General features: G+C 69.0%; 17 protein-coding genes and 3 pseudogenes. 6 read left to right on the top strand and 14 right to left on the bottom strand.

Annotation, left to right across the window (positions count from 1 at the left end; translation table 11 throughout):
* Positions 1-268: 268 nt before the first annotated feature.
* From NMK44_RS29715 to NMK44_RS29695, 5 genes and pseudogenes are all read right to left on the bottom strand, one after another.
* Positions 269-1,177: an aminoglycoside phosphotransferase family protein gene (locus NMK44_RS29715; RefSeq protein WP_254748834.1), complete on the bottom strand. Its 909-nt coding sequence runs from the start codon at positions 1,175-1,177 to the stop codon at positions 269-271.
* A 519-nt stretch (positions 1,178-1,696) separates the two neighbouring features.
* Positions 1,697-2,923: pseudogene (locus NMK44_RS29710) on the bottom strand (ATP-binding cassette domain-containing protein).
* Entirely contained in the window at positions 2,920-3,765 is an 846-nt protein-coding gene (gene modB, locus NMK44_RS29705) for a molybdate ABC transporter permease subunit (protein WP_254748832.1), read from the bottom strand. Before modB ends, NMK44_RS29710 begins: the two are co-directional and overlap by 4 nt.
* The gene (modA, locus tag NMK44_RS29700) at positions 3,762-4,592 is read right to left on the bottom strand and encodes a molybdate ABC transporter substrate-binding protein (protein WP_254748830.1); all 831 of its coding nucleotides are present in this window, start codon (positions 4,590-4,592) and stop codon (positions 3,762-3,764) included. The genes modB and modA overlap by 4 nt, the downstream gene beginning before the upstream one ends.
* A 35-nt stretch (positions 4,593-4,627) precedes the next feature.
* Positions 4,628-5,014: a TOBE domain-containing protein gene (locus tag NMK44_RS29695; protein WP_254748828.1), complete on the bottom strand. Its 387-nt coding sequence runs from the start codon at positions 5,012-5,014 to the stop codon at positions 4,628-4,630.
* 139 nt (positions 5,015-5,153) lie between these two features.
* Between NMK44_RS29695 and NMK44_RS29690 the strand changes: the two genes are divergently transcribed.
* A complete protein-coding gene (locus tag NMK44_RS29690) occupies positions 5,154-5,636 on the top strand; it encodes a molybdopterin-dependent oxidoreductase (RefSeq protein WP_254748826.1) in 483 nt (160 codons plus the stop codon).
* Between the two features lie 89 nt (positions 5,637-5,725).
* On the opposite strand, the gene NMK44_RS29685 is transcribed toward NMK44_RS29690, so the two are convergent.
* Positions 5,726-6,748, bottom strand: coding sequence for an alcohol dehydrogenase catalytic domain-containing protein (locus tag NMK44_RS29685; protein WP_254748824.1), 1,023 nt, complete (start codon positions 6,746-6,748; stop codon positions 5,726-5,728).
* A gap of 532 nt (positions 6,749-7,280) precedes the next feature.
* Here NMK44_RS29685 and NMK44_RS29680 point away from each other — a divergent pair.
* A complete protein-coding gene (locus tag NMK44_RS29680) occupies positions 7,281-7,823 on the top strand; it encodes a DUF4232 domain-containing protein (RefSeq protein ID WP_254748822.1) in 543 nt (180 codons plus the stop codon).
* A 140-nt stretch (positions 7,824-7,963) separates the two neighbouring features.
* Here NMK44_RS29680 and NMK44_RS29675 read toward each other — a convergent pair.
* The 3 genes and pseudogenes from NMK44_RS29675 to NMK44_RS29665 all read right to left on the bottom strand — a co-directional run bounded on the left by NMK44_RS29675 (position 7,964) and on the right by NMK44_RS29665 (position 9,203).
* A pseudogene (locus tag NMK44_RS29675) lies at positions 7,964-8,388 on the bottom strand (GlcG/HbpS family heme-binding protein).
* Between the two features lie 89 nt (positions 8,389-8,477).
* The gene (locus NMK44_RS29670; RefSeq protein ID WP_254748820.1) at positions 8,478-8,798 is read right to left on the bottom strand and encodes an NIPSNAP family protein; all 321 of its coding nucleotides are present in this window, start codon (positions 8,796-8,798) and stop codon (positions 8,478-8,480) included.
* Positions 8,799-8,828: 30 nt separating this feature from the next.
* Positions 8,829-9,203, bottom strand: coding sequence for a zinc-binding dehydrogenase (locus tag NMK44_RS29665; protein ID WP_308358613.1), 375 nt, complete (start codon positions 9,201-9,203; stop codon positions 8,829-8,831).
* Between the two features lie 116 nt (positions 9,204-9,319).
* On the opposite strand from NMK44_RS29665, the gene NMK44_RS29660 reads away from it, so the two are divergent.
* From NMK44_RS29660 to corA, 3 genes are all read left to right on the top strand, one after another.
* Positions 9,320-9,658, top strand: a complete 339-nt coding sequence (locus tag NMK44_RS29660; protein ID WP_254748818.1) for an ArsR/SmtB family transcription factor — start codon at positions 9,320-9,322, stop codon at positions 9,656-9,658.
* The gene (locus NMK44_RS29655; protein ID WP_254748816.1) at positions 9,655-10,374 is read left to right on the top strand and encodes a cation efflux transmembrane domain-containing protein; all 720 of its coding nucleotides are present in this window, start codon (positions 9,655-9,657) and stop codon (positions 10,372-10,374) included. Before NMK44_RS29660 ends, NMK44_RS29655 begins: the two co-directional genes overlap by 4 nt.
* 371 nt (positions 10,375-10,745) lie before the next feature.
* The gene (corA, locus tag NMK44_RS29650; protein ID WP_254748814.1) at positions 10,746-11,828 is read left to right on the top strand and encodes a magnesium/cobalt transporter CorA; all 1,083 of its coding nucleotides are present in this window, start codon (positions 10,746-10,748) and stop codon (positions 11,826-11,828) included.
* Between the two features lie 202 nt (positions 11,829-12,030).
* On the opposite strand, the pseudogene NMK44_RS42475 reads toward corA, so the two are convergent.
* From NMK44_RS42475 to NMK44_RS29625, 5 genes and pseudogenes are all read right to left on the bottom strand, one after another.
* Positions 12,031-12,626: pseudogene (locus NMK44_RS42475) on the bottom strand (MBL fold metallo-hydrolase); the annotation flags it as partial.
* 348 nt (positions 12,627-12,974) lie between these two features.
* Positions 12,975-14,729 (bottom strand): glycoside hydrolase family 35 protein, encoded by a 1,755-nt coding sequence (locus tag NMK44_RS29640; protein WP_254748810.1) that lies wholly within the window; start codon positions 14,727-14,729, stop codon positions 12,975-12,977.
* Positions 14,730-15,021: 292 nt separating this feature from the next.
* On the bottom strand, positions 15,022-16,365 hold the full coding sequence (locus NMK44_RS29635) for an ABC transporter substrate-binding protein (protein WP_254748808.1): 1,344 nt from the start codon (positions 16,363-16,365) through the stop codon (positions 15,022-15,024).
* A 65-nt stretch (positions 16,366-16,430) separates the two neighbouring features.
* A complete protein-coding gene (locus tag NMK44_RS29630; RefSeq protein ID WP_374215363.1) occupies positions 16,431-17,375 on the bottom strand; it encodes a carbohydrate ABC transporter permease in 945 nt (314 codons plus the stop codon).
* A gap of 2 nt (positions 17,376-17,377) precedes the next feature.
* Complete coding sequence (locus NMK44_RS29625; protein ID WP_254748806.1) at positions 17,378-18,301, bottom strand: carbohydrate ABC transporter permease; 924 nt, start codon at positions 18,299-18,301, stop codon at positions 17,378-17,380.
* A 381-nt stretch (positions 18,302-18,682) separates the two neighbouring features.
* Here NMK44_RS29625 and NMK44_RS29620 point away from each other — a divergent pair, with 381 nt between their 5' ends.
* Positions 18,683-19,672, top strand: coding sequence for a LacI family DNA-binding transcriptional regulator (locus NMK44_RS29620; protein WP_254748881.1), 990 nt, complete (start codon positions 18,683-18,685; stop codon positions 19,670-19,672).
* The last annotated feature ends 177 nt before the right edge of the window (positions 19,673-19,849 follow it).

Here is a 19,849-nt window from a genome sequence, read left to right as displayed (position 1 = left end):
CGGCGGCCAGGCCGGTGCCGTGAGGGCGGGGGTGCGCGCCACCCCCACGGCAACCCTCGGTGCTTCATCGATAGCCCTCTGTGCGTATCTCGAGGCGGATGATCAGGATCAGCCTCGTGTGGCTGACCGGCCGCAGCGAGGGCGACGGTGGTGAAGACCGAGAGCAGGGATCACGCGCCGTCGAGCAGGGCGACCTCCTCCGTCTCGTGGCGCAGCCGCATGGACCCGACGCACATCAGGGTGATGAACGGTGCCGGGCAGAGGTCGCTCAACGCGCAGCAGCGTCGGTGAGGATCGCTTGCAGTCGTGCTCGGCACTCGGTGACAAAGGTGGGGAAGGTGCGCCAGTAATAGGAGACTCCGCTGACGCCCACCGCGATCGCCCAGGCGCGGGCGCGGGCCCAGGTCATATCGTCGAGGTTCACGTTGTCCCAGTAGGCCTGTCGTGCTCGTGGCGGCAGGTCCCAGAGTGTGGAGTGTTCGGCGTCGGGAAAGCCGACCGAGAGTCCTCCGAAGTCGATGACGGCGTGGAGCTTGCCTTGCCGGACCAAGAGGTTGGTCGGCTTGAGGTCGCCGTGGAGCCAGACATGAGTGCCGGAGGGCTCGGGCAGTGCAACCGCGGCTTGCCACAGCTGTTCCAGAGCGTCGACGTCGAGCTCAGAACCCATGGTGGTTCGGCAATCGTCGAGAGCTCTACTGACCCATGGGTCGCATGGTCCCAGGCTGCCGCCGCGGTACCAGCTGAGGCCATCTGTGCGAGTGGCTCCCATGAGGTCGATGTGGTGGAGCTCTTTCACGACGGTCGCCAGGTCGGCTCCGAAGGCGGCCCAGTCCCGGACGGTATCCGGGCTGGCTTCGTCACCGTCGATCCAGCGGTAGACCGACCAGGCCAGGGGGAAGGCATTGGCGGGAGTCCCGGCGTGGACGGGCTCGGGAATCGGACATGCAAGGAGGGGCGCCAGGCGGGGGAGCCATTGCTGCTCCTTCCGGAGGGAGTGTCCTGTGTCGGCGGTTCGTGGAAGTCGCACGAGCAGGTCATCACCTAGCCGATACATAGTGTTGTCCGTGCCCGCGCCTGCGGGCGACAACGGTAGGTCAGCCCACTCCGCGCGCTGTGCCTTCAACAGTGAGCGGACCAGTCCCTCGTCGACCGGGATCTCATTCTCGTGAAGCGTCACACCGGAAGTCTCACCGGGGTTTGGAACGGCAAGCCAGTGATTTTCCGTGTTCGAACCGGCACTACTGGCGGAAGCCGATGGCGGTGGCACAGGCTTGGCACGGGGTTCGGCGTCGTAGATCCCGTCGTTCCGCGCGTTGACCATATCTGCCAAGTCCTGCGCCAGCGCCGGTCTCGCGCGGCGCTGCACCCTTCGGGCCCGGAAGAAAAGCGCCGAACTCGCAGTTGTAGGACCACCAGACGTCCCCCCACTCGGCGCGTCCGCAGGAAACCGGAGGTAAGAGCTATGCACCCGGGCCGATTCGCTCCCACGGTCCAGGCTGCCGCCCCCCCGCCGCCGTACTGCAGACGTGGATGCCTATCGTCTCGTGGCTCACGTCCAGGGACAGCACCGACGCGTCCACGATGGACGGTGACAGAAGACCCTCCGGAGTGCGCGATCAACTTCCGGCTGTCGGTGCTGGTCCGCCGCCCGGTTGTGTGCAGGGTGAGGCTCGCCCAGTCCGGCGTCGCAACCGGCTCATGCGGTCGCGAGGGAGACCTCGGTCGACTTGAGTAGGGCGGTGACGACGGAGCCGTCGGCCAGGCCGAGGCCGGTGACCGCGTCCTTGGCGATCGCGGCGGTCAGTTCGGCGCCTGGCGATGGGTCGGCCGGGAATCAGGCGGGGTAGGCGTGCGTCTGGGCCGCCTTGACCGCGGCCCACACCGTGGCGCCCGGGTGGAGTTCGAGTTCGGTCGCGGCGACCGTGGTGAGGTCCGCGGCAAGGCGGAGCGGACCTGTGAGGTCGGCGCGAACCTGGTCGCCGTTGGTCTCCAGGCCGGTGACCTCGCAGTGCCAGAGGTTGCGGGCGCTGGAGCCGGTGGGGCGGTCGCGGTACAGCGTCACCGCGCTCGGCGGAAACGCGACGAAGACCGGACCGGTCAGTTCCTCCGTGGTCGTGACCTCGGGACCGCGATCGACGCGCACCGTGTGGCCCTCGGCCTCGCCCCGGTAGAGGTTGAGGCCGACCAGGTGGGCGATGTAGTCCGTGCGCGGGTGGCGGGCGATATCGGGTGGGGCGCCTTCTTGGACGACGCGGCCGTCCTCGATGACGACGAGGTGGTCGGCCAGGACCATGGCGTCGAGCGGGTCGTGGGTGACCAGCACGGCGACCGCCTCGAACTCGGCCAGGTGGCGGCGGAGCCGGGCGCGGACCTCGAGGCGGGTACGGGCGTCGAGGGCCGCGAGGGGTTCGTCGAGGAGTAGGAGCCGGGGTCGGGTGGCCAGGGCGCGGGCGAGGGCGACGCGCTGGGCCTGACCGCCGGAGAGGCGGCGGGGTTTGGATCCGGCGTGGTCGGCGAGGCCCATGTGGTCCAGCCACTCGGCGGCCTGGGCGCGGGCCTCCGCCTTGGGAGCGCCGTGGCAGCGGAGCCCGAAGGCCACGTTGTCGAGCGCCGAGAGATGAGGGAAGAGCAGGTAGTCCTGGAAGACCACGCCGACCGGGCGGGACTCCGGGGGCATGCGGTCCAACTCGGTTCCGTCGAGCCGGAGATGGCCGCCGGTGAGCGGGGTGAGCCCGGCAAGCGCCCGCAGGGCGGTGGTCTTGCCCGCACCGTTGGGGCCGAGGAGCGCGACGACGTCACCGGGCGCCGCGGTCAGCGCCACGTCGAGCCGGAAGGAACCGCGCTGGACCACGAGCCGGGCGTCCAGCCCCTCACTGCCCGGGGTAGCTGTGGCGCGGTGTCTCATCTTCTCGGTGTGGGTCATGAGGCGGTCATCCAGCGGTCGCGCAGCCCGGCCAGTACCGCGATGGACACGGCCAGCAGGACCAGGCTGAGGGCGATGGCCGCGTCCGGGTCGTTCTGGAGGGCGAGGTAGACAGCGAGCGGCATGGTCTGGGTGCGGCCGGGGAAGTTGCCCGCGAAGGTGATCGTCGCGCCGAACTCGCCCAGCGCGCGGGCCCACGCGAGCACGGCACCCGCCGCGATGCCGGGGGCGATGAGAGGCAGCGTGACCCGGCGGAAGGCGGTGAAGCGGGAAGCCCCGAGGGTGGTGGCGGCCTCCTCGTAGCGGGGGTCGGCGGCGCGCAGTGTGCCCTCGACACTGATGACGAGGAACGGCATCGCCACGAACGCCTCGGCCACGATGACGCCCGTCGTGGTGAACGGCAGCGTGATCCCGAACCAGGAGTCCAGCCACTGCCCGACGACCCCGTTGCGGCCGAGCGCCATCAGCAGGGCGACACCACCCACCACCGGCGGCAGGACGAGCGGCAGGGTCACCAGGGCCCGTACGAGGCCGCGCCCGGGGAACTCGACCCGGGCCAACAGCCAGGCGAGCGGGACACCGACGACCAGGCTCACCGCGGTGGCGGCCGTGGCGCAGACCAGGGAGAGCTGGAGTGCCTGCCAGACCTCGGTGCTGGTCAGCAGGTCGGGGAGACTGCGCCAGGGGGCCCGTACCAGCAGGGCCACGAGCGGGACGAGCAGGAACGCCAGGCCGATCAGCGCGGGCAGGAGCAGCGGCAGCGGGGCGCCCTTGCGGACACGGCCGCGCCGCGGAGCGCGCTCCAAGGTCTCCGCGGCGCCTGCCTTGTCCACCGACGTCACGGCTTGAGGAACCCGGCGTCGCCGAGGACCTTCTGGCCCTCGGCGGACTGCACCAGCCGGATGAACGCCTTGGCCGCGGCGGCGTTGGGCGCGTCCTTCAGCGAGACGATCGGGTAGTCGTTGATGGCCTTCGTCGACTCGGGGAACTCCACCCCCTGCACCTTGTCGCCCGCCGCCTTCACGTCGGTCTTGTAGACGACGGCCGCGTCGGCCTCCTTCAACTGCACCTTGTTCAAGGCGCTCTTGACGTCCTGCTCGTAGGAGACCGGGGTGAGCTTGAGCTTGCTGGTGTCGAGGGCTTTCTGAGCGGCGGCGCCGCACGGGACCGTCTTGTCGCACAGGACGACCTTCAGCCCGGACTTGGTGAGGCTCTTCAAGGAGGAGATCTTGTCGGGGTTGCCCGGCAGGGTGGCGATCTCCAACTGGTTGCGCACGAACGTGGCGGGCTTGCCGGACGCGTCTCCCTCATCCGTGACGATCTTCATCGTCTTGGGGCTGGCGGCGGCGAACACATCAGCCGGGGCGCCACCGGTGATGCTCGCGGCGAGGGCGTCGCTGCCACCGAAACTGAAGGTCACCTTCGTGCCGGGGTGCTCCTTCTCGAATGCGTGGCCCAGCTTCGTGAAGCTCTCCTTCAGCGATGCGGCCGCGAAGACGGTCACCGAGCCCGATACCTTGTCCGAGGCGGAAGCTCCGTCGGAGGAGTCCGACTTCTTCTCCGATGAGGAATCACCGGACGAAGAACAGGCGCTCAGGGCCAGCAGAGCGGCGGCACCTGCAGCAGCCACCTGCAGGGTCCGGCGGGTCCGACGCGCGGAACGGGTCATCACGGGGTCACTCCCTTTGGTCCTGACGGACACATTTACGGTCTCTCGACAACCACGTTGGTCGACTTGATCACGGCAGCCGCCGGAACGCCGGGCTCCAGCTCCAGCTCCTCAGCCGATTCGCGGCTGACCATCGCCACTACGCGGAATGGTCCGGCCTGGATCTCCACCTGTGCCGACACATCACCGAGGATTACGTCGGTGACGATGCCGGAGAAGCGGTTACGGGCCGAGGAGCCCGCGGACTCCCGCTCCATACGGTGTACCTGCCGGGCGTAGGCCGCGAGGGCCGGCCCGGGGATGATCCGGTGGCCCAGTTCGTCCCGTTCGGCGGTCAGTTTCCCGCCATCGATCAAACGCCTCACGGTGTCGGCGCTGACACCGAGCAAGGCAGCCGCGTCCCCGATCCGGTAGGTGTGCATGCGTGGATCATACTGCCGCAGATGCCAGGAGGAAGACCCTTGTTCCTTCGCATGAGCCGGATACTCGGTTTGATGGCATGGCATGTGCGTTTGTACGGGATAGGTGTTCGGGTACGGGTCAGCCAGGAGGTGGTAGCCCGTGAGCGAGTCCCTCGCCACTGCCAGTAGGACCACCGGCCCGGTGGCTGAACTCGTTCTCACCGGCGATCTGACCCGTCCGGCCCGGCTGACGGTGTCCGATCTGCTGGCCTGGCCCCAGCACCGGGCACAGGTCAGTTTCGAGTGCGCCACCAGCGGCGTCCAGCACCACCGATTCACCGGACCGCTCCTGCACGACGTCCTCGTGGACGCCGGCCCGGGCTTCGACCCCACCAAGCGCAAGGATCGCCTGTGCTTCCTGGTCGCCGTACACGGTGCGGACGGCCACCGGACGATGTTGTCGTGGGCCGAGATCGACCCCGACTTCGGGCGCGCTCCTGTTCTGCTCGCGGTCACCATCGACGACACCTCGCTCGACCGCGCCGGCCCCCAGCTCGCACTGCCCCAGGACCGCTGCGGAGCCCGGCACATCAGCGGCATCGACACCATCCGGGTGGACGGTGGCTACCCCGCGTGGATGTGAGGAGAGGAACCGAGTGCGCCCGGCTGCCACCGCGAATGTGCTGACGGTGGAGCACGTGCCGCAAGAAGGCCCGTGCGTCCGGCGGCGGGTCAGCGGGGGGTGAGCACCATCCTGAAGCGGGCGGCCCCGGACATCATCTTCCCGTACGCTTCAGCGGCTTGGTCCAGCGGCACGGTCTCGACCATCGGGCGGATCCCGCGCAGTGCGCTGAACGCCATGGTGTCCTGGACATCCTGCGCGGTGCCGGACGGGTGGCCACGGACGATCCGGCCGGCCATCAGCAGCTGGGTCGGGTTGATTCCCAGCGGAGTGGGGTCCACGCCGATGACCACCAGTTCGCCGCGGGGCGACAGCCCATCCACGGTCGCCGTGATCGCGTCGGAGTTGGCGGCGGTGGCCAGAACGGCCTTGGCGCCGCCGAGGGATCGCAGCGCGTCCGCGACGGTGGTGTCCCCAGTGCTGTCGATGTAGTGGTGCGCGCCGAGCTGCTTGGCGAGGTCGGCCTTGGCGGCTCCCCGGGCGATGGCCACGGTCTCGAAGCCCATCGCGGCCGCGTACTGCACCCCCAGGTGGCCGAGGCCGCCGATGCCGAGTACGGCGACCAGGTCGCCGGGCCGGGCGGCGCTGCGCCGCAGCCCGTTGTAGGTGGTCACCCCCGCGCAGGCCAGGGGAGCCGCGTCGGCAGCGGCCAGCGCGTCGGGGATCTGGGCCAGGGCGTCCACCGGCGCGATCACCGCCTCGGCGTAGCCACCGTCGTATGCCCATCCGGGGATCTTCAGGTTCTCGCAGACGATGAAGTCACCGTGCCGACAGGGCGGGCAGTGGCCGCAGCTGCCGCCGAACCAGCCGACCGCCACCCGGTCGCCCACCCGCCAGACGTCGTCTGTGCCCTCACCGAGCTCCTCGATGCGCCCCGCGACCTCATGTCCGGCCACCAGGGGAAACCGCACGCCCGGCACCTCGGCGTTCACGAAGACGCTGTCGCTGTGGCAGATCCCGCAGGCCTCCACGGCGATCCGCACATGGCCGCGGCCGGGCCGCGGCACCTCCCGCTCGACGATCTCGAACGCACCACCGGCGGCAGCGACCTGCGCGACTCGATAGCTACTCATCTGGATCTCTCCGGCGTACGGGGATGAATCCCCCGGAATCAGCAGACCACCTACGCCCCGGTCGCGCGCGCCGAGCAGAGTGGACGAGGTATTGGCGTGGATCGCGAGCAGTCCCAGAAATAGCCCCCTTGACCTGCGGCGATCCCTAGGCAGGGCGACCAGTGCAGACTTCCGCCATGTCCTGAAAGCCTCTAAACAGTGTGCCAAATACGCGCCGGCTACTGTCCGTGGTGGCCGTCAGCCGGGCGAGGGCCGGGTGGGTGATCGCGATACTGCGCCACTCCCTCCTCCACAGCCATATGAGGACTCATGGCAAGCGCCCTACCAGCGGCTGGACGTCTTTCGACGCCAAGCAAGGGGGAGCGGCGCCAGCCGGCCGAGGAGCACCAGGTCGTTCGGCCGTGACCGAAAACGGTCTTCGTCCTCGCAAAGGTTCTCCGCCACGCCGAACTTCCCCCGGGCATTGCGCATCTTCAGATACGTAGGCGCGTGCTGACCTCGCGCGCCGATTCGCCTTCGAGGGGAACCAGACATGAAGAGCAAGCTGACCGCCGTGGCCCTTGCGGCTGTCGTCGTCGCCGGAACTGCCGCTACCGCCGTCCCGGCTTCGGCCGCCCCGGCCAAGGCCGAGCCGACCCGCTGCCATACCGCCGACCTGAAGGCCGGTTTCGCCACGGGGGATGACGCGAGGCCGGAGATGGAGCAGACGGAGAAGCAGACCCAGGCGTACATCTGGTTCACCAACCGGAGCAATCGCACCTGCACCCTGTCCGGCTTCGCCGGTGTCGACATGATCGGCGCTCAGGAGACCGACGGCACCTGGTCGCTGGCGCGCTCCTCCACAAGGCCCGAAAAGATGACCCTGGAGCAGGGGGACACGGTGGACTTCAGCATCACCCTGCTCCCCGTGGCCCGGTCCACGCCGCAGAAGGAGAAGTTCGTTCCGGCCAAGTTCCTGGTCACACCGCCGAACGAGACGGAGCACTTCACCCTGAAGTGGCCGTTCGGTGGCCAGATTCTCAAGCAGGACGGCGCCACCCACCCGGCCACCTACCTCAATCCGGTCGGGCGGTAACCGACTGGATTGCCTCTGAGCTTCCCTTCGGCATCCCCGGTGGCCGCCGCAGGACACGTCTTCAAGTGTCTCGGAGCGGGAAGACCGTACGGTCTGCCCTCGATGGCTGCGATGGCTGACCGTACAGGCCGGTCGGGCGGTCAGTGGGCGGGCACCTCGAACCCGAGGGCGGCCAGGGCCTCTTCTGCGGCCTGCTGGTCCTGCTCGTAGCTGCCGCCGGAGATTCTGATGCCTTCGACGCACTGGCCGTTGTCGATGATCGGGTAGCCGTCGCCGACCGCCATCAGGCGCGGGTGGCCGCCCAGCGGCGCGATGCTCGGATTGGTGAGGTAGTCGTTCCACGCGTGGGTGGGGTGTGGAAGGAGGCTGCGGTCCAGGCCTTGTCGACGGCGACCTCGGTGGTGAGGAAGGGCGCGTCGTCGGCGCGGTCGAACGCCTTGAGGTGCCCGCCCGGGTCGGTGACGGCGACAGTCGCCGTGAAACCGATCCGGGCGGCGGCCGTGTGTACCGCTGCGATCAGTGCGCCGGCTGCGACCTGGGTGATCGAGGAGGTGGGGAACGACATTGCGAGTGGGCGCGAGCTCATGAGTGGTCCCTTTGTGGCTGTGCTCTGCGGGTGGCGCCGTTCCATGTGGCGCAAGTGGTGCGGACGGGTCACCGCAGTGGTGAGGCGGGGGTGGGGACCACGCGGGTGACGACGGTCTTATCGGGGATCAGCAGGTCGTAGACGACCGGGCCGATCTCGTTCTTCCAGCGGTCGTGGTGGTAGACGGCTTCGTACAGGGCCTCGCTCTGGGCCTCGTCCTCGAACCGGCGGATCCACACGTAGCCGTCCTCGTCCTGGTCGTCGACGAAGGAGGCTGTCACGTCCATGCCCAGGGAGGCCTGGAACGGGATGACCACCTCTTCCATGTAGCGCACCCACTCCTCGCGGCGACCGGGCTGCGCCTGGTAGCGGCGGATCTCGTAGTACATGTGCGACTCCAAAGTTCGTTCCGGGGGTGGTCAGTTGGCGACGGTGAGGACGAGCTTGCCGCGGGTGCGGCCGGCCTCGCCGCGGGCGTGGACCGCGTCGGCCTCCTCCAGCGGGAAGGTGTCCTCCACCTCGACGGCGACATGGCCGGCGTCGATCAGGTCCGCGATCGTCGTCAGCGCGGCTCCGTCCGGCTCGACCAGGAACGGGGTGACCCGGACACCAGTCGCCTCGGCGGCCTGGGCCAGCTCCGGGGAGACGCCGGCCGGGATGGCGACCAGCAGGCCGCCGGGGCGCAGGACCTCGAGCGAGCGGGTGCTGGTCCGGTCGTGGGCATCGCCCACCAGGTCGATGACGATGTCGACGTCGACGGCGGCGTCCTCGAAACGGGTGGTCGTGTAGTCGATGGTCTCGTCGGCGCCGAGTTCCTTGAGCCAGGCGTGGCGGGCGGTGCTTGCGGTGGCGATCCGTGACGAAATAGTTCAGGGTTCTCTGAATTCAGGATCAGCTGTACTGTCGCGGTGTGCTGACCGTTGCCTCCGACATCGACGTGCTGGCCCGGTTCGGCCGCGCGCTCGCCGATCCGACCCGCTGCCGGATCCTGCTTGCCTTGCGCGAGGAGCCGGCCCACCCGGCCGACCTCGCCGACGCACTGGGAGTCTCCCGGTCCCGGCTGTCGAATCACTTGGCCTGCCTGCGGGACTGTGGACTGGTCATCACGGTGCCGACCGGGCGGCGGACCCGCTATGAGCTCGCCGATGCACGCCTCGGCCAGGCCCTGGAGCATCTGCTCGACGCGGTGCTCGCGGTCGAGTCCGACAAGACCTGCCCGGACTCGGCCACGGAGGGATGCTGCGGATGACCGCGAAGTCCTGCGGGCTGTCCCCGGCCCGCCGCGACCGGCTCATCAAGCGCATACGGCTGCTGGTCGCCGCCACGATCACCTATAACGTCATCGAGGCCGTCGTCGCGATCACCGCCGGTACGCTCGCCTCCTCCACCGCGCTGATCGGCTTCGGTCTCGACTCCGTGATCGAGGTGTCCTCCGCCGCTGCGGTCGCCTGGCAGTTCTCCGCCCGCGACCACACCGTCCGTGAGGCCCGGGAGAAGACCACCCTGCGGATCATCGCCGTCTCCTTCTTCGCCCTCGCCGCATACGTGACCATCGACGCCATCCGGGCTCTCGTCGGCAGCGGTGAGACCCATCGCTCGATCCCCGGCATCGTCATTGCCGCTCTGTCTCTGGCGATCATGCCGTTCCTGTCGGCCGCCCAGCGCCGTGCCGGACGCGAACTCGGCTCCGCCTCCGCAGTCGCCGACTCCAAGCAGACCCTCCTGTGCACCTACCTCTCGGCCGTCCTCCTGGTGGGCCTGGTACTCGACGCCACCCTCGGCTGGTCCTGGGCCGACCCCCTCGCCGCCCTGGTCATCGCCGCCATCGCGGTCAGGGAAGGCCACGACGCCTGGCAGGGCAAGGGCTGCTGCGCACCCACCGCACACGACGCGGTCCCCGTCGGGGCGGCAGTCGCCGCGACGGACACGTGCGATTGCAAGCCGGGCTGCACCTGTTGTGCGTGACGGCCGCCGCGTTGCCGCTCCGCGCCCGCGCGGGACGTCATGATGGCCGCCGTCCCGGCGGGGCAGTGAGAACCGCGGCGTCGCTTTCCCCGAGATGGGGCCCGACGTGGTGCCGGCCCGGAGTCCGGAAGTGGTGCTGGTCGGTGAGTTGGCTCACGCCAACGTCATGCGCACGAAAGCGAGCCGGGAGCGTGCCGTACGACGTCTGCTCCGTAGCGCCTCGATACGCCAGGGACCGCGGCTCGATCGAGGGGCGGCAACGCCGACCCCGGTCGGGTGGCTCGCTGCCGGATCGCTCCCGGGGTCGGCTGACCTGTGTGGCGGGGGATGGCACACTGACCGTCGATCTGCCGAAGGAGTCCGCCGTGTCGATGATCAGCAATCTTCGTCAAGCGGTCCGCCGGGTGCACCGGCGCACCGTCGACCTCAGCCATCCTGCCCGGTCGCCGCTGGGCAGTTCGGTGGTGAACTGTGTGGTCTATCGCGATGGTGTGCGGCAGCACGGCGACTGTCCCGCCGAAGAGGCACTGCGGCAAGCCCGCAAGTCGGATGGCGGCTTCGTCTGGATCGGACTGCACGAGCCGACCCAGGAGGAGTTCGCCGGACTCGCCGAACTCTTCGGCCTGCATCCCCTGGCGGTCGAGGACACCGTCCAGGCACACCAGCGGCCCAAAGTGGAGCAGTACGACGACACGCTGTTCGCTGTCTTCAAGACCGTTCGGTATGTCGAGCACACGGAGCTCACCGCCACCAGCGAAGTGGTGGACACCGGCGAAATCATGATCTTCACCGGACCTCACTTCGTGATCACCATCAGGCACGGACGGCACGGCTCGCTGGGGCCGTGCCGCGAGGCTCTGGAGGCCACTCCTGAGCACCTGGCCAAGGGGCCCGCCGCAGTGCTGCACGCCATAGCCGATCATGTGGTCGACGACTACCTCACCGTCGCCGACAACGTGCAGCACGACATCGACACCGTGGAGTCCGCCGTCTTCACCGAGGACACCAGCTACCGTGACGCCGGCCGCATCTACCAGCTCAAACGCGAGCTCCTGGAGCTCAAGCGGGCCGCCGCGCCGCTGGACCGGCCGCTCAAGCGACTCGCCACCCACCCCATACCGCTCATCGGCTCCGACATCAGCGCGTACTTCCGTGACGTCGCCGACCACTTGGAGCGGATCACCGAACAGATCACCTCCTTCGACGCGCTGCTCGACTCCATCCTCCAGGCCCACCTCGCCCAGGTGACCGTCGCCCAGAACGAGGACATGCGCAAGATCACCGCGTGGGCGGCGATCATCGCGGTTCCCACCATGGTCTGCGGCATCTACGGCATGAACTTCGACCATATGCCCGAGCTGCGCTGGACGTACGGCTATCCCATGGTGCTGGGGATTATGGCCATCGCCTGCTTCCTCATCCACCGGGGGTTCCGCCGCAATGGCTGGCTCTGACCCGCCCGGGTAAGCATTTCTGGCGGAGTGATGTGCTGGGGTCGACGGCCGCTGTGGGGCGTTGTCGGGCGGCATGGAGCGATGCACTTCTGTTGAGGTTGCCGGGTCATTGCTCCGGTGTTCACGGATAAGGAGCTGGACGGGCAGCGGCGGATACTGGCCATGGTCGGGCGCCGGATTGGTGGCGCGGCGGAGCTCCCGGTCATGTGGCCAGGTCCAGCCATTCCCCGACGGCCAGTACGTGTGCCCGCCGTCCGGCGTGGCTGCGGAAGTCATGCTCCGGGTCGGAGACTTCGACGTAGCCCGCGATCTTGTCCGGCTGCTCCGTCTCGTAGTGGATCGGCACTGCGTACCGGGCGTCGAGGACCTCCGCGGCCACGGAGGCCTGCCTGGGGTCCATCGCGGCGGGCAGCGGGCTCGGCGGCTGCAGATGCGGCGCATCGACCACCGCGCCGTTGGAGGGCAGGAACACCGCGTCGAACGGGCTGAACGGCGCGCGATGAGCCGCCAGTAGCCGTGGAACATCGTGTCGCCGCCGTGGAAGACCCGCTGCCCGTCGGCTTCCACCACCCAGTTCAGCTGCGGATCGCCCAGCCCGTCGACGGCCGGGACCGCGGTGGCGCGGAACGGCCCGACGTCGCGGGTGGACCAGGCATCCACGATCTCGACAGCCAGCCGGTGCCGGGCCAGTTCGCTCTCGGCCAGCAGTGTCGTCACATTGTCCACGTCGTCGCCGTGACCGGGCACCGGTCGCAGCACCGGCGCCCCCGGCGTCAGCATGTCCGTGAGCGCGGACGCGAAAGCACTTCGAGGAGAACCGGGCGCTGCTGGGCGAGGACTGGTGGCCCTACGGCTTCGGTGCGAGCCGCAGAGTCCTCGACACGTTCCTCGCGCTACCACCATGAACAGGGCCTATCGAAGCGCCTGTTGACCAGCGAGGACATCATCGTCCCGGCACTGCTCGACACCTGAGCGGTATCGCAGCCGGCCGACGCTGGCATTCACCGCTTCGGTCAGCTCGGCAAGGAGGCCGCGGGTATGCGCCACAGTTCCGCCACGGGTCGAGACGTCCGCACTCGGCCCCGCCGCCTCGCCGAGGCCCCGACCATAGCCCGGCCCGGGGAGACCCCGGGCACGCGCACGGCACTATTCTTCCTCGGGCCCCAGCGATGCCACATCGCGCAGATCGATCGTCGCAAGTCGGGGCACGGCGTGCAATTCGAGAAGGACGATCTCATTTCGGCCGGCCCGCAGGACGGGGCTGGGGACGTACAGAGAGCGCTGGGGTCCCCGGGACCAGTACCGGCCCAGGGCGAAGCCGTTGATCCAGGCATTGCCCTTCGTCCACCGTGTGGTGTCGAGGAAGGTGTCGGCGGGTTCCTCGATGTCCACGGTGCCGCGCCGGAAGGTCGGGCCGGTGGACGGAGCGGTGAGCACGGTGAAGGGGAGGGCATCCAGTGAGGTGAGGGGCAGTGGTCGGCTCGTCCAGCCGGTCAGGCGGGTGCCGTTGAGCGTCACCGGCCCGATCAGCCCCTTGCGGTCGTGGATGGCGGGACCGTAGTTGACCCTGCCCTGGTTCTCCACCAGGATCCGGAGGACCGCTCCCGGCCGGGGGACATGGAACGCGAGGGCGTGTTCGTGCCGTTCGCGTTCCAGGACGCCCACCGGCTGGCCGTCCAGGAAGACCTGAGCGCGGTCGCGGACGGCTTCGACCTCCAGGAGCGCGGAGCCGGACGTGGCGAGAGCGGTCTCGTAGAGGACGAAGCCGAAGTCCTGACCAAGTTCTTCCATGGTGTGCGGACGCTCCGCGCCGACTGCCGTGCCCAGGGTGTCCAGATGGCCGAACAGCGGTGCTGCTTCGACGAGTTCGATGCCCAGGTGGCAGATCTTCTTCGACGGTGGGGGCACCGGTGTGGCCGGAACGGGGGCGTAGCGGGAGATGATGTCCCGGAAGGCGTGGAACTTCCCGGTTGGATCGCCTGCCTCGTCGAGCGGAGCGTCATAGTCGTAAGAGGTGACGGTGGGGTGGTAGGTGTGCTTGTCGTTGGCGCCGTTGGTGAAGCCGAAGTTGGTGCCGCCGTGCAGCATGTAGAAGTTCACCGACGCGTCGGCCGCCAGGAGTTCGTCCAGTGCCTCCGCCGCGGGTTCGGCGTCCCGGACGACGTGGACCCCACCCCAGCGGTCGAACCATCCGTTCCAGAATTCCGTGCACATCAGTGGACCGGTCGGCTGGACATCGCGCAGTGCGGCGAGTCCCGCCCCCACCCTGCTGCCGAAGTTGACGGTCCTCAGCACACCCGGCAGACCTCCGCGAGCGAGGTCCTGTGGCTGGTCGCAGGTGAACAGCGGGACTCCGTCGAGGTGGCCCGTCATCGTGTCGGCCAGATGGCGCAGGTAGTCGGTGTCGTCGCCGTAGGCGCCGTACTCGTTCTCGAGCTGGACGGCGATGATCGGACCGCCGCGGGTGCCCAGGTACGGCGCCACTACTGGCAGCAGCAGATCGAAGTACTCGTCGACCGCGCCGAGGAAGAGGGGGTCCGTTGAACGCAGCCGGATGTCCTCGTGGGCGAGCAGCCAGGAGGGGAGCCCGCCTCCGTCGAGCTCCGCGCAGATGAAGGGTCCGGGGCGCAGCAGCACATGCAGGCTCTCCTCCGCCGCGAGCTCCAGGAAACGGGGCAGGTCCAGTTGTCCCTCCATCAGCAGCCCGTCGCCGGGACGGGGCTGGTGGAGGTTCCACGGGACATAGGTCTCGACGGTGTTCAGGCCCATGGCCCGAGCCTTGCCCAGGCGGTCGGCCCACTGCGCGGGGTGGACCCGGAAGTAGTGGAGTCCTCCGGAGAGGATCCGGAACGGCGTCCCGTCCAGGAGGAATCGTTGGTCGTCGGTCCGCAGAACGGGCATGTCTGGCTCCTCGGTGACGGGGCTGAGGTGCTGAGTGGTTGGGGAAGAGGCGGTGTGCACAGCGACGGCGGCGCCGCGCGGGTGCGCGGAGTGTCGGGGGTGCCCTGCCGGTCCCCACCGTGGTCGGGGGCGGTGCGGACCGGCAGGGCGGTGGGCACACCGGGAGGCGCCGGACGCGTGTGGCAGCACGCGAGGGGCAGTGCCGGTGACCCGGTCCGGAGCCCGTGCACCGGCCGGGTGGCCTTGGTGACCCGGTGGCGCCCGGTGCACGGCGGGGACAGGGGAGTGGCGGCTACTCGATGGTGAAGCCCTGCTCCTTGCCGTACTTCACCGACGCCTTCCGCCAGTCGGCCAGGCCCTTGTCCAGCGGGGTACCCGAGGTGTACGCGGTACCGACGGCGTCGTTGAAGACGGAGTTGGCATACACCTGGAAGGGCAGGTAGCTCCAGTCGTCGGGCACATCGGCGGCGGCCTTGGAGAAGATGACGTTCGCCTTCTGCCCGCCGAAGTACGGGTACCGGCGGTTGAGGAACTCCTTGGACTCCAAGGTGGCTTTGGTGGCCGGGAAGGCGCCGTCGTGCACGCGGGTCTTCACTCCTTTGCCGGCGTTGGCGTACTGCACGAAGGCGTAGGCCAGTGCCTTGTTGCCGCTCTTCGTGGGAACGGCCAGGGCGCTGCCGCCGTTCTCGGCGCTCACCGGCTTCCCGGGCTTCCACTGCGGCAGCGGTGCCACGCGCCAGGAGCCCTTGCCCTTGGGCGCTCCGGACATCAGGTTGGCGGGCATCCAGGCGCCGATGGGGAGCGTCGCTATCTTTCCGTCGGAAAGGCCCTTGTACCACTCGTCGCTCCAGCCGACGGTGGGGGCCAGCAGCTTGTCGTCGATGAGCTTCTGCCAGGTGCGGGTGTAGGTGGCGCTGCCCTGGTCGGAGAAGTCGATGGACACCTCGGTGCCGTCCACGGTGTAGGGTCGGCCGCCCGCCTGCCAGATCAGGCTGGTGGTGAGCCCGGGGTCGCCGGTGTCGCTGGTGATGTACACCTCGGGGTCGGCCTTGTGGAGCTTCCTGGCCGCCGCCACGTACTCGTCCCAGGTCCTGGGCACGGCGATGTGGTGCTTGTCGAACACGTCCTTGTTGTAGAAGAGCGCCATCGGCCCGGAGTCCATCGGCAGGGCGTGGATGCCGTCGCTGGAGGACACCGCGTTCCACGGTCCCGGTGAGTAGGTGTCACCCAGCTTGTCCGCGCCGAACCCGGCGAGGTCGGTGAGGGATTCGGTGAGAGTGAACTGGCCGAGCGCGTAGTACTCGATCTGTGCCACGTCCGGGACGCCGGATCCGGCCGAGATGGCGTTCTGGAGTGCGGTGTACTCGTCCTTGTTGGTCCCGGCGTTGACGAGTTTCACCTTCACCTTGGGGTGCTCGTCCTCGAAGTCCTTCGCCACCTGCTTCAAGGTGGGTTCCCAGGCCCAGACCTTGATGGTGCCGCCCTTCTCCAGGGCCGCTGTCACATCGGCCGGACCACCGCCGTCATCGCCTCCGTCGTCAGAGGAGCCACAGGCGGTGAGGGCCGTCGCGAGGCAGAGGGCGAGTACGCAGGCCAGCCCGGTACGGCGCGGCGCTCGTCGCGGTCGGTTGGTCATGGTGTCATCTCACTTTGCTGTCGGTACGTCGGCGTGGTGCGTCCGGGGTGGGGTGTGGGCCGCGGTCACTCCTTGACGCTTCCGGCCGCGAGTCCCGACTGCCAGTACCGCTGGAGCAGCAGGAAGGCGGCGATGAGCGGCAGGATGGTGAGCAGCGAACCGGTGAGGACCAGATGGGGAATGGCGTGGCCACCCGCGGTGCCCGCTTGCGCGTTCCAGGAGTCGAGCCCGAGGGTGAGGGGGTACCAGTCGGGGTCCTTGAGCATGATCAGGGGCAGGAAGTAGTTGTTCCAGGTGGACACCATGGTGAACAGCAGCACGGTGACGATGCCGGGGGCGAGCAGTGGCAGGCTCACCCGGAAGAAGGTGCGCACCTCCCCGGCGCCGTCGATGCGCGCGGCCTCCAGCAGTTCGGCGGGAATGGCCTCGGCGGCGAAGACCGTCATCAGGTAGAGGCCGAAGGGCGAGATCAGCGAGGGAATGATCACTGCCCAGGGGGTGTCGGTCAGTCCCAGTTTGCTGAACATCAGGAAGGTGGGGATGGCCAGCGCCGTCCCGGGCACGGCGACGGCACCGATGACGACGGCGAATACGCCGCGTTTGCCGGGGAAGTCGAACCGGGCCAGCGCGTAGCCGCCGAGCACGGCGAGGAAGGTGGCGCCACCGGCCCCCGCCACCACGTAGAGCAGGGTGTTCAGCAGCCATCGGAGGTAGACACCGTCGTCGTAGGTGATGGTGTCGGCGATGTTGCTCCAGAGTGCGAAGTCCCCGTCGAACCACAGGCCGGACGAGCTGGTCAGACCGGTGGGTGTCTTGGTGGCGCTGATGACCAGCCAGACCAGCGGCAGCAGGGCGTAGACCACCACCAGACCCGTCAGCAGGGTCAGGGCGGTGCTGCGGCGGGGGCGGCCGGCCCGGTGCGCGCGGCGCCGTGATGTCCGGGGGACGGGCATATGGCGCGGCGGCCGTTCCATGGGGCGCGGGGCGGAGGTGGCCGGGGCGGTCGCCATGGTCACGCCTCCTTCCGCATGCCGCGGAGCTGCACCAGATAGGCGATGACCATGGTGAGCAGGCCCATCACGATCGCCACGGTGGCGGCGTAGTTGTGCTGCTGACCGGAGAAGGCCAGTGAGTGGGTGTAGATGTTGGGCGTGAAGTGGGTGGTGATCGCGTTCGGGGCGAGCTTCTTGAGGATGCTCGGCTCGTTGAACAGCTGGAAGCTGCCGATGATGGAGAAGATGGTGGCGATGACGAGTGCCCCGCGGATGGCGGGGATCTTGATCGCGGTGATGACCCGCCACTGCCCGGCCCCGTCGATCTCCGCGGCCTCGTACAGCGCATGGGGCACGACACGGAGCGCCGAGTAGAAGATGAGCATGTTGTAGCCGACGAATTCCCAGGTCACGATGTTGGCGATGGAGGCGAGCACAAGGTCGGCGGAGAGCGGGTCGGGCAGTGAGACGCCGAAGGCGTCATTGATGTCGCCCACCAGGCCGAAGCGCGTCCCGTACATGAAGCCCCACATGAGTGTGGCCACCACGGCGGGCACCGCGTACGGCAGGAAGACGGCGACCCGGAAGAAGTTCCGGCCGTAGAGGCGCCCGCTGTCGATCGCCAACGCCACCAGCAGGGCGATGCCCAGCATGATGGGCACCTGGACCACGAGGAACAACCCGACCCGGCGGAGTGCGGTCCAGAACTGAGGATCGTCCAGGGCCTGTTGGTAGTTGTCCAGGCCGACGAAGGAGGTGCCCCCGATCAGCTTCTCCTGAAAGAGGCTCAGATAGAGGGAGTATCCGATGGGGGCGAGGAACACCAGGGCGAAGGCCGCCATGAAGGGGCCGAGGAAGCCCCAGCCGATCCACGCCCTTCGTCGTCCGGGCCACGTCCGCGGAGCGGATCGCGCCGCGGGCGTGTGCGTTGGCCATGTCGTCATGACTGCTTCCCCGCTTGTCGTGATTCTCGTATCAGCCGTACGGCGGCCCACCGGGTGGTGGGCGCGCCCTTGAGTGCGGCAGGCGCGCGCTGGTGCGTGGGGGGCGAAGGTGAGCACGACGCAGAGTGACGAGTCGACTGCGTCACGCGATGTTTACGTAAACATCGTGCGAGTGAGATGCTTGCACCACGCCCGGAGGGCCGTCAAGGGTGGAGAATCCCAGTGGTCGCGGAATCCGGGGAGCCGCGGACGGCAGGCGGCCGACGGCGAACGGCGGGAGTACGCAGGGTGCAGAGGGACGGCGTCACGGGCGAGACGGACGCGCAGGGCTCGGCGCAGCGACGGGTCGCGGCCGGGAGCCGGGGGCGGCGCCGCGTCTCCATGGCGGACGTGGCCCGGCGGGCCGGAGTCTCGTCGCAGACCGTGTCGCGAGTGTCCAACGGCCATCCCAGCGTGGTCGAGTCGACCCGGAGTCAGGTCCTCGCCGCGATGAAGGAGCTGGGCTACCGGCCCAACAGTGCGGCCCGTGCCCTCAAGAGCGGCCAGTTCCGCACGCTGGGCATCATCCTGTTCACTCTCTCCACCACCGGGAACGTCCGGACGCTCGAAGCGATCGCCACGTCGGCGGCGGCCGAGGGGTACGCGACCACCCTGCTCCCGGTCGCCGTACCCACCGAAGGTGAGGTCCGCGGAGCCTTCACCCGGCTCGGCGAGCTGGCGGTGGACGCGATCATTGTGATCATGGAAGTGCATCTGCTGGACGCCGCCGCGGTGTCGCTTCCGCCCGGTGTCGGAGTGGTCGTCGCGGACTCCGATGCCGGTGACCGCTACAGCGTGGTCGACACCGACCAGAAGGGCGGAGCCTCCGACGCGGTGCGGCACCTTCTCGGCCTGGGGCACGGCACCGTCTGGCATGTGGCCGGGCCCGAGGAGTCGTACGCCGCGCAGCGCAGGGCCGACGCGTGGCGCTCCGAGCTCCAGCGTGCGGGACGGGACGTGCCGCCCATGCTGCGTGGCGACTGGTCGGCCGAATCCGGCTACCGGGCCGGGTTGCGGTTGGCCCAGGAGCCGGGCTGCACAGCAGTGTTCGTCGCGAACGACCAGATGGCGCTGGGCGTGCTCCGTGCGTTGCACGACCACGGCCGTGCCGTACCGGACGAGGTCAGCGTGGTCGGCTTCGACGACATCCCGGACGCGGGTTCCTTCATCCCGCCCCTGACCACGGTCCACCAGGACTTCGCCGAGGTGGGCCGCCGCTGTGTGGAGAGCGCGCTGCGTCAGATCGGTGACGCGCAGGGGGAGCGTGGCACCACGTTGGTGCCGACCCGGATCGTGGTCCGGGAGAGCACCGCCCCGCCGCCCACCGCCTGAGCCCCGTCTGCCGGGGCGGCTCGCCCCGATGTCACGCCCGGTACCTCGGATGACGTCGGCTCATGAGAGGTGAAGGGGCGCGCGCGCCCTCGCGCCGGTTGCGGTTCTCGCCGAGCGGGCCACCCGGCGCGGCTCGTGTGCCCGGTCCACCTGGTGTCGCCACCGCGACGCCAGCCG

The sequence above is a fragment of the Streptomyces cucumeris genome (genome assembly GCF_024295805.1).
GTDB classification, from domain to species: Bacteria; Actinomycetota; Actinomycetes; order Streptomycetales; family Streptomycetaceae; genus Streptomyces; species Streptomyces cucumeris.
The sequence above is the reverse complement of the archived record's forward strand: the minus strand, read 5'-3'. Positions and strand labels throughout refer to the sequence as shown.